4 protein-coding genes are annotated in these 8,703 nt (G+C 34.1%); all 4 read right to left on the bottom strand.

Going from position 1 to position 8,703, the window contains the following annotated elements; all coding sequences use genetic code 11:
* Window positions 1-792, bottom strand: a 792-nt coding sequence (cas1, locus tag ACIQ0M_RS14935) for a type II CRISPR-associated endonuclease Cas1 (RefSeq protein ID WP_396153661.1), incomplete at its 3' end; no start/stop codon positions are given.
* A gap of 123 nt (window positions 793-915) precedes the next feature.
* Window positions 916-4,503 carry a T9SS type B sorting domain-containing protein gene (locus tag ACIQ0M_RS14940; protein WP_396153663.1) on the bottom strand — a complete coding sequence of 1,196 codons (3,588 nt, stop codon included), beginning with the start codon at window positions 4,501-4,503 and terminating at the stop codon, window positions 916-918.
* A gap of 6 nt (window positions 4,504-4,509) precedes the next feature.
* Window positions 4,510-6,027: a 2,3-bisphosphoglycerate-independent phosphoglycerate mutase gene (gpmI, locus tag ACIQ0M_RS14945; protein ID WP_396153665.1), complete on the bottom strand. Its 1,518-nt coding sequence runs from the start codon at window positions 6,025-6,027 to the stop codon at window positions 4,510-4,512.
* A 52-nt stretch (window positions 6,028-6,079) separates the two neighbouring features.
* Window positions 6,080-8,494, bottom strand: a complete 2,415-nt coding sequence (locus ACIQ0M_RS14950) for a DUF5916 domain-containing protein (protein ID WP_396153666.1) — start codon at window positions 8,492-8,494, stop codon at window positions 6,080-6,082.
* Between the last annotated feature and the right edge of the window lie 209 nt (window positions 8,495-8,703).

The following is an 8,703-nucleotide window of genomic DNA, read 5'->3' on the forward strand; positions in this document are numbered from 1 at the left end:
CGGACTTTTCTCTTCTTTAAAATAAACCGTTCGGGTTAAAATTTGCAATAATTCCGCTTTGAGCACTGTGTTCAATTCCTGTTCATCATAGTTTTGCATTAATTCAAACACCTTTTCATCCACAATTGGTCGAAAAGGTTCCATAATATCGTCGGCCAACGCAAAAGCATTGTACTTACTTTTGTGGTGAATACCAAGCGTGTTTAATAAACCACTTCCAGATAAAGCTCTTGCAGTGGCAGCACGTAAAATAGCATAGCCGTAATTCAAAAAATTATTTGGATAATCACCAAATCGTTCTCGTTTAAAATCCAAATCAAAAAATGATTTCCAATATTGACTGGCTGCTACGGCCTCCATGTTCGTTGTGTCACCACTTTGAACTTTCGAAGCCAAAAACTCGAAATGATTTTTTGAACCACTAATTTTTTCCAATAAAATGCCTTGGTTTTTAATTTTTTCAACAATGGTTTGTTGCCATAATTGTTTTTTCAAAGGTGCAGATGCTTCAATTTGCTTTTTAAAAATTTCTTGTTGGATGTGATGGCTATTGAGGTTTAAAAACATTCCGTTTGGCAAATGATTGGTGTTGCAAATGATTAAAGAAGAATTGTTTTCAATTAGCAAATTCATAGCTGGAATACTCAAATAAATCTCCGGATGATCAAGTACAATAAAACCAATATCTTCAATTGGAATGGCTGCTTCTCTTTCCTCCGTTTTGATAACAAGTTGAAGATTTTTGCATAAAACAGAAGCTTTTTTCTCTAAAAGAATTGTTTTTTTTAGCATAATTATAAAGTAATATATTATGCAATATAATGAAAATCAAGAACATGTGGTTTTTTTATGTGTTCAAAAAATAAAAAGCCACTCTTTTTAGAATGGCTAATTAATATAATTGAAGTTTGTTTTTCACCTTTTCAAACTAAAATTTGATCTAAATTCTTGTTCAATCCCTTCCTTTTTGTAAACGGCTTTAAACCAATAATCATCTGAAGGCATTGGTCTTCCGTTAAAATTACCATCCCAACCATTTCCGTTTTGTCCAATTTCTTTCAGAAGTTTTCCGTAGCGATCGAAAATATAAATATGAACAATTTCTATAATTGGTGAACCAATCACTTTCCAAGTGTCGTTAAAACCATCGCCATTTGGTGTAAAAAAGAGTGGGAAATCTAACACGGTAAAAGTGGTGCTTATTTCATCACAACCAAATTTATTGCGAACGCGTAACACAAAATCTCCCGCCGCTATGTTTGTAAATACCGGACTTTCTTGCCACAAATCAGGAATAATGGAATACTCATAATCGGAAGATGAAGGAGTTGCTGTTGCCGTTATTGTATTTTGATTTTCGAATCCGATTAGATTTTGTGGTGAAATCGTGACTGCATTTGGTGCCAACGTTTTAATGGTTATAAAATTAAAAACACGCGAACATAAAGCCGCATTGGAAATATTTGTCACTAAAACTGAAAAATTACCTTCTATATCAGTTGAAAATGTACTCAGTGATTCTCCTACAATTTGATTTCCAGGCTGTGCATCAAAGTTTACAAACCATTCAAAAGAAAATGCTGTTTCATTGAGTTGCGTTCTGATGAAGGCTTCTTTTAGAATATCCCCATTTTCATCAACGCAAATGTAATAGGGAAAAGTTCTTAAATTATTTTCAGGAAATGGACGAATATAAAGGTCCAATTCTAAAATTCTAAAACAAGTTTGCCCAGATTCGCTGTCAAAATTGGTTGTGCTGGTCACTCGCACATAAATCTTTTGAAAATCCTGGGTAGAATTCGTAAAATCGGTTGGGTTTTGAATAAAGAAATTGTTGTTGTTAAGTGCATCAGCAAAATTTTCATAATAACGGATAATAGTATTATTTGTGCTGGATGAGCCAAGAATTTCTGCAGATCGTTCAGTTAAATCAAAAGTAAAAAAACCGCTGTCATTACATTTTTCAATAGGAGTAGGGTTATTTGTACTTCCGGGAATCGTTGCAACTATTATGCTTAAATTGGTTGTTGAGGAACAATTATTATTGGTTGGGTCAACGACTTTTACGAGAATTGTTTTGGTCGCTGATGAATAAGCAGACGGTTGTGTAATAAAATTATCAGCGACTAAATCGGTTGCTGTTTCATAATAAAAAACTTGATAATTTGAGTTACCTCCGGTGATTTGATTGTTACGTAGTGTTAAGTCAAATGAAGCAACTGTATCACCGCAAATCGAAATAGTATTTGGTGTAAAAATAACCGGATTTGGAAACACTTCAATATTGAAAGTAACGATCGAAAAGCATTGTGTAATCGTATCAAATAATCGAACAAATATAGCATTGTTGCCAACCTGAAAAGCTTGTGGAATATTTTTATTTAATGAACCGGAATTATTTTCAGCCATTTGAAATGTTCTGAAATAGGAGGCTTGGACCGAGGCGTTTTGCGAAAGCAAAGCTTCGGAATCAAAATTATTCAACATAACTGTTTCATTTTCACACAAAGCAATTGAATTAATATTATTTTGAATTGGAGGAGTTTTAACTTCAACTTGAAATGTTCCCACACCTTCGCAGATATTATTTGTTTCAACTCTAGTGTAAATGGTTTGATTACCAATTGGTATTTGAGATAAATTACTTAATTGATTGGCTTTTACTGAAGCATCTATAGCGGTTAAATAAAATGTAATTTCAACAGGATTACCACTAAAAAAAGTTGTTCTAATAATATTTTCTTGTAAAGAAAAATTAACAAATCCATAATTTTGATTCAAAATCGGACAGACCGAAGCCATGTTTGGATAGCTAGATAGACTGGTTGGATTTACAGTTAAAGCAATGGTAGCAACTGAAGTTGAGGTGCAATTTGGTGTGACACTTTCATTGACGGCAATCACATAAATGGTTTGATTTGAAGTAGTATTAACAAAAGTTTCTGGATTTAAAATAGGTTGTGTTAAACCACTGTCTAGAAAATAAAACAAGGTTAAACCCGCTACATTGTTGGTGATTTCGTTATATGCTGTTGTTAAATTGGTTGTTGCAATTCCGTCGTTATTTGGCGTAATATAATCACATTGTTCCATAATAACCGGATTTGGATTAAGCACCGGAACAGCATTTATCTGAATAGAAACAGTATTAGAATCTCCCACGCAAATTCCTTCCTCCGTTACTTCCAAAAAATAATTGGCAGTAGAATTGTTTGCTTGGATAGCAGTAGAAACTAATAATGTTGGTGCGTTTGCACCTGCAATGGGATTATTGTCTTGGTACCATTGATACGTCAAGTTATTCAAATTTCCACTATTTGCAATGGAAGATGTTATGGTATAGCTATCATTGTCACAAATTGTAGTAGTATCTAAAATAGTTACTTGTGGAGTGTCATAAATAAAAATTGAGTTGGAAATAACTTCGTTACACGCACCATTTTTTATTCCTAAAGTATATTTTCCGGGTTGAAAAGGCGAAAAACTATCGTTCGAAATACCAAAAATAGCTACATCATTTCTATACCATTGATAAATTGGATTATCAACAAAGGAATCAAATTGGTTTTGATTCAAAACAGTGCTTTGCAGAATTGGATTAGCACTCAAACAATTTGTTGTGGTGTTTTGAATTGAAACATCAGGTAAAATAAAAAATTTCAACTCTATTTCATCTTCACTAATCGGTAAGTTAGTCAGGTCAACGGTTGGGTCGGTACTGTCATAAGCCGTTGTTTCTACCTTATAAGTTCCTGACTCAGCTATGTTTGCCAAAGTATTAGTGCTTGCCGTGCTGTTTGTTATCGTAGTAAGCAATACGCCATTGCGATACCAAGAATAGTTAAACCGTAAATCGGATGGATTTCCATCAAAATCAGTCACATCAATGGTAGCGGTTATACTTTTTGTTTCCGGTTTACAGTAGTCGGTTTGGGTAATTTCGTTTCCGGCTTCATCGGTAATATCTACTGATGATAAAAAGCTACAATCCGAACTTCCTGTACCGCCAATTTGAGTAATAGTAATTTCTCCCGGCACATTGGAATAATTATCAATCAACAAAACATATAATTCTCCTACTTGACCATTGGGAATAGTAACAATTTCAACACTGTCAGGCAACCAACTACAATCTACTTCAACAGATGTATTTAATTGACTACAAACATTGGATAGGTCATTAAATGGTCCCCAAAGAACAAAGTCAACGTCAGTTCCTGCTCCATTATTTCCTACTTGATTGATTTGCAAAACAATATTTCCAGGGGTTTGAATTTTAATAAAAAACCACGTAGGACCTTGAAAATTTTGCTCTATACAAGTAGTGTTAAAATTTTCACCATTGCCACCAACAGAATTCTGAAATGGAATACTTGTAGCACACGATTGATACGCTTCAAAATTAGCTTGAAATTGTGCACACGACGGTGCTCCACCTTGAGCGAAGGAGTTTTGGACAGTAAAAATCCAAATTAGAAAGAAAAATTTATAAATCGATTTCAATATATTCTATAGTAAAGAATGCCTTGTCATGGCTTTCGGTTGTTCAATTCCCATGAGGGTTAAAATGGTTGGTGCAATATCTCCTAATACACCATTGTGAATTGTCTTTAATTCTTTATCTACCAAAATCACTGGAACCGGGTTGGTAGTGTGAGCTGTGTTAGGTGAACCATCCGGATTAATCATGGTTTCACAATTACCGTGATCGGCAATAACGATAGTGGTATAATCATTTGCCAAAGCAGTATCAATCACTTCTTTTACACAAACATCCACTGCTTCACACGCTTTAATAGCGGCTTCCATTACACCGGTGTGTCCCACCATATCGCCGTTAGCAAAATTTAAACAAACAAAATCAACTTCTCCTTTTTTGAGTTCTTCCACTAAGGCATCTTTTAATTCAAAGGCACTCATTTCAGGTTTCAAATCATAAGTGGCTACTTTTGGAGAGTTTCTTAAGATGCGAGTTTCGCCTTCAAAAGGTTCTTCGCGACCACCGGAAAAAAAGAATGTTACGTGCGGATATTTCTCTGTCTCCGCAATTCGGATTTGCTTTTTATGGTTTCTTTCCAACACTTCTCCTAATGTTTCAGTGATGTTATCTTTATTGTAAATTACTTTGATGTTTTTATACGTTTCATCATAATTAGTCAACGTTACATAATACAAATCCAATTGATGCATATTTTGTTCATGACAATCAAATTGGGTTAAAACTTCTGTTAATTGTCTTCCTCTATCGGTTCTAAAATTGAAGAAAATAACAACATCTCCGTTTTTAATAGTGGTTAATGGTTTATCATTTTCATCAACCATCACAATAGGCTGAATAAATTCATCTGTAATGTCTTTGGCGTAATTGTCTTGTAACGAATCAATTGCATTGGTAGAATATGTTCCAACACCATTTACCAATAAATCATAAGCTAACTTTACTCTTTCCCATCTTCTGTCTCTATCCATTGCATAATAGCGACCAATAACAGAAGCTAATTTAGCCGAAGTGTTTTTACAGTAATTTTCTAATTCTGATATAAATCGAACGCCTGATTTTGGATCCACATCACGGCCATCGGTAAACGCATGTATATAAACGTTTTGTAAGCCAAAATCTTGTGTGGCATCCACCAAACCTTTTACGTGATCAATGTGCGAATGTACTCCGCCGTCAGAAACCAATCCTAAAAAATGGATATCTTTATGGTTTTCTTTTGCATAGTGAAAAGCGTCTTGCAGTACTTTTTCGTTGTTCAAGGTCTTGTTTTGAACAGCCAAATTAATACGTGTAAGTTCTTGATAAATAATTCTTCCGGCTCCTAAATTCATATGACCTACTTCTGAATTTCCCATTTGACCTTCCGGAAGTCCTACATTTAAACCGTCTGTTCTCAATTCCGCATTAGGATAATTTTTGTATAACGAATCAATAAACGGTGTGTTGGCATTGTCAATAGCAGAAACTTTAGGATCGGGAGAATGTCCCCATCCGTCTAAAATCATTAGGATAACTTTCTTGTTCATAGGAAAAATTTTGTAGCAAAGATAATGAAATACGTCATTGCTGAAGCGAGATTTACACTTTTTTAAACCAATTTTTAGCTTTGTTATAATCAATAAAATAGCGTAAACTCACCGAAAAAACATGATTTAAATTATCTTCAAAAACATTGCCAACGTTTGATCCAAAACTTTTATTAATTTCGTTGGAAAAGTTTTGAGCATTGTTTCGATACAAAGCTGTTATTTGACTTCCCGGAGCAAACCACCACGAATAGGACAAATCAAAATTCCACAAATTAAAATTAGCGTCTTTATTGCTTGTGTAATTGTTGTTTGTCGTAAAAGTTCCATCCTCCAACAAGTTGTGAAACTGAACATTTTCTGCAAATGACCAATAATGTCGGGTGGTTAAATTCAATGTCATTTTGTTGTTGATGGCATATTTTCCGGAAATGGAATTGGTTAATGTTGTTCGATTTCTCTCAGCCAAAATAATGTCATTTTCTGAGAAATCTACCCATCCAATATCGCTGTTTTGGCGATTATAATTGGTGGAATAAATCAACGTTAATTTGTCATTAAATCGATACCTCGGACTTACAAATAAACCATAATTTAATCGGTTTTCCTGATCAAAGATTCGGACAGATGGTTCAACATCCAACGCAAATTTTCGGTTATAATTGGATGAGAAATAAATCCAAGCATTGCCACTAGCCGGAAAAGCTAATGGTCTTCCGGGAACTCTGGATTCATAAAAATTATAGGTTACAAACGGACTTACTAAAAAGCCATAACCAATAAAATCATTTTTTAAAGTGCTGGAATTGATATTCATATTGATCCAATGATCCTGTGCTTTTCCGGTGGTATTTTCAAGTTCTAAATAGTAATTGGCATTTAGTCTAAAGGAATTATATCGTTTGGTTGGATTCAAAATCCGATAATTAAAATTTGCAGCAAAATTGTGATAATTGGTTATAAAGTTTATTCCTAAATCGTTGATATCAAATTCTTTGGAGACATATTGCGAAGCTACAGAATAGCGGTATTTTCCATACGTTTTACCAAAATTAATATACGTTGAATAGCCATTTCCTTTTTCATCATCATAAATACTACTCATTTTTAAATCGCCGGAAATATTGTATTTATTTCCTTTGGAATTAATATCATACACAATGCCGGTTACATTGGCATCTCTAAAATCACCAAATCGTGTGACGTTCGTGTTGATAAAAGAAACAGAAGAATTTTGATTGAATCGTTGATCAAAAACCAATATGTTATAATTGGACAAAGGCTCTACCAATTCTTCTCGAATTTCATTCGTGTCGTTGTTTCGAATACGAGCATAGGTTTTTTCAGTAATAGCATTTAAAAAACCAATTCCTAAACCTTCAGAAGTCCTTCCTGAAACTTTCAAAGCGTTCAAAAGATTAACAGTATTTGGATACGTTTCAACGGTTTCGTTTTCACTCGTGGTGGGTGATGCAGACGGCGGTCCACCTATTCTTCTTGAATAAACCAAATTTCCTTTGGAGAACAAATCTGTTCCTTCGGTAAAAAAAGGTCTGTTTTCATTGAATTGTTGTTCAAATGGACCTAAGTTTAATTCTACATTATCAAAAGCAGTTTGTCCAAAATCGGGAACCAAAATCGCATCCAACGTAAAAGAATCATTGATGCCGTATTTAATGTCCATCCCGGCTTTAAAAGTGCTTTCGGTACCGTTATTGTTTGATTCGATATATCCCGAAGTATAAGGAATCAGAAATAATCGGGTGGGTGTTTTGATGTTTTCAATACCGTCTAAAATTCCGGCTTGATTAATAAAAGAACCAATGGCTCTATCTACTTTACTCCAAGTTGCTTTTTGTCGGAATCGACGAATTTCTCTGAAGAAATTAACTCCCCATGTTTGAATTTTGTCATCCGAGAAGCGAAGTGCAGCATACGGTATTTCCATTTCAACTACCCACCCAAAGTCGGTGATTTTTACTTCACTATTCCAAATGGCATCCCATGAGAAATCTTCACCGTTTTCTGTTGCCAAACAATCCATTTGAACACCGGAAGCGGAGACAAAAAAACGAAAATCTTGCTGACCGTCGTTGAAACCGTTAATGAAAATACCAAAATGATCGGCTGTTCCAAAATCATCCCGTTGAGTAATTTCTTTTTCTATTTTGGAAGGTTCATTGTCATATAAAATTGCTCCAACATAAATAGCATCGTCATCATAAAGAATTTTAACTTCCGATTTTCTTTCGGGTGATTCCGGGACACCATTTTCAGGTTCAAGCATTATAAATTCATTCGCAAGACGAGCTTTCGCCCAAATGGTTTCATCAAGCTTTCCATCTATTGAAACAGATTCATTAATTCGCAAGGCAGTTGTTCCTTTTTGTCCAAATAGTTTAAATGTTCCAAATAAACTGAAAGATAAAAGTAGAAATACGGTAGGATAAGGCCTCTTTAAAATCATTTTTCAAAATTAAGTATTGGATTTATAGGAACAATTACTTTATCATTTCATTAAGAAATATTTTGTAAAGACGTTAAAATTTTAATTGATTGTCCGCAATTACCCATAATTAAATAAAAAGCCTTATATTTGATAAAAAAAAGCGATGAATTTATTCAGTTTTACGGCAAATTTTGGAAGTGAAGAAGCTTGTAGACTTCATTTTAAAG

The organism is Flavobacterium sp. (assembly GCF_044339515.1).
Lineage (GTDB): Bacteria > Bacteroidota > Bacteroidia > Flavobacteriales > Flavobacteriaceae > Flavobacterium.

What these genes read in the sequence shown, in the direction of transcription:
- ACIQ0M_RS14950 (WP_396153666.1), bottom strand. Translation starts at nt 8,494, where the DNA reads ATGATTTTAAAGAGGCCTTATCCTACCGTATTTCTACTTTTATCTTTC.
- gpmI (WP_396153665.1), bottom strand. Translation starts at nt 6,027, where the DNA reads ATGAACAAGAAAGTTATCCTAATGATTTTAGACGGATGGGGACATTCT.